Below are 1,785 nucleotides of genomic sequence, written 5' to 3' on the forward strand. Positions count from 1 at the left end.
CGAAGCGCGCTCATCATCTTGATCGCGCCCATCATCGCGTCGGGGACGTGCTTGCGGGTGGCGTCGGTCATCGTGACGCCGGGCGCGATCGCGTTGACGTTGATCCCGAACTGTCCCAGCGCGGCTGCCATGAAGTGCGTGTAGGCGTTCACGCCCGCCTTCGACAGGGAATAGTGGTAGCTCGGCAGCTCGGTCGAGTCCTTGTTCATCGCGTACCCGGCCATCGCGTACATCCAGGCGGCGCCGGACGACTGATTGATGATCTTTCCCTTGCCTTGGGCGCGCATCGTCGGGAAGACCGCCCGGGCGCAGAGCCACGGTCCGATCATGTTCACATCGAGCACTTTCTTGAGATAGTCCAGCGTGTTGTTCTGCTGCTCGAGGTCGAAGAAGATCCCGGCGTTGTTCACCAGGATGTCGATCCGGTCCCATGCGTCGACGACCGTCTTCGCCATCTCCTGCGTCGAGGCCTCGTCGGCAACGTCCACGTGAACGGCCATCGCCCGGCCTCCGGCCGCCTCGATCTCCTTCGCGACGGCGTCCGCGTTGGCGTCGTTCAGGTCGGCGACGGCGACCTTCGCGCCCTCGTCGGCGAACCGCAGCGCGTACGCGCGGCCGATGCCCTGACCGGCTCCGGTGATGATCGCGACTTTTTCCCGGAGGCGCATCAGCCGCCCTCGAAGAACTTCTTCAACCCTTCGAGCTCGCCGCGGAACGACGAACGTCCGGAGTCCTCGACGAAGCTCACGCCTTCGGCCGCCTCGTCGGGCAGGGACATCGAGAAAGCGAACTCGACGTGGGTGCCGCCGTCGGGCAGCTCGGTGAAGGTCGAGACCTCGCGGCCGCCCATCCCGGAAGAGCCGGTGTCGAACACGATCCGGTGCGGGGCGTCGACCTCGAGCACCTTGATGTAGGCCTCCATCGCCCCCATACCGGGGATCGTCAGATCGAACGCGTAGTCGGCACCCGGGCCCGGGTCGGTCCCGCCGTCCGTGCGACGGATGCCGGACGCTTGGTTCATGTAGTCGGGCAGGTTCATGAAGTCGAGCCGGTGGGCGAAGACGCTGGCCGGCGGCGCTCCGATGTCGATCGACTCGGCGTAGGCGACCTCGATGGTCACTTCTTCTCTTCCTTCTCGGGCTTCTTGATCGTGATGTCCATGCCCGGCTTCGTCATGTAGTTGGCCAGCACGGAGTCGAAGTTCTTGGCGACCTTCTCGGCGGTCCAGCCGCCTTCGGCGTACATGCCCGCCCAGATCTTGTACTGCTGGAAGATCGTGTACGTGTACCCGCGGCGCCCGAACACCTGGCCGTTGATGTGGGCCGCCTTTTCGGAGGCCAAGAACGCGATCAGCGGCGCGTTGTTCGCCGGGTCCATCTCCGGCGGCACCTTGTTCTCGGTGCCGGGGAGCAGCCCCGTGGTCATCCGCGTGACCGCCGAGGGCGCCATCGCGTTGACCGTGATCCCGTACTTGCCGAGTTCGATCGCCCAGGTGAGCGTCATCCCGGCGATCCCGGCCTTCGCCGCCGAGTAGTTCGTCTGCCCGAAGTTCCCGCGCAGCCCCGCGGACGACACGATGTTCACGATCCGCCCGAAGCCTTTCTCCTTCATGATCGGGGCCGCGTGCCGCGTGCACAGGAAGGTTCCCTTCAGGTGAACGGCGATGACCGCGTCGAAGTCGTCCTCCTCCATCTTGAGCAGGGACTTGTCGCGGAGGATGCCGGCGTTGTTCACGAGGATGTCGATCGAGCCGAAGTTCTTCACGGCGTCGGCGATGATCCCCTC

3 protein-coding genes are annotated in these 1,785 nt (G+C 65.3%); all 3 read right to left on the reverse strand.

What is annotated here, in order from left to right; genetic code table 11:
* Window positions 1–668 (reverse strand): SDR family NAD(P)-dependent oxidoreductase (locus WEB06_02255; GenBank protein ID MEX2554435.1); only part of this gene is annotated, 668 nt, incomplete at its 3' end.
* A complete protein-coding gene (locus tag WEB06_02260; protein ID MEX2554436.1) occupies window positions 668–1,120 on the reverse strand; it encodes an SRPBCC family protein in 453 nt (150 codons plus the stop codon). The genes WEB06_02260 and WEB06_02255, both read right to left, overlap by 1 nt.
* The coding region (locus WEB06_02265; protein ID MEX2554437.1) for an SDR family NAD(P)-dependent oxidoreductase at window positions 1,117–1,785 on the reverse strand (669 nt) is incomplete at its 5' end. The genes WEB06_02260 and WEB06_02265, both read right to left, overlap by 4 nt.

This window comes from Actinomycetota bacterium (genome assembly GCA_040905475.1).
In the GTDB taxonomy this organism is placed as follows: Bacteria; Actinomycetota; AC-67; order AC-67; family AC-67; genus DATFGK01.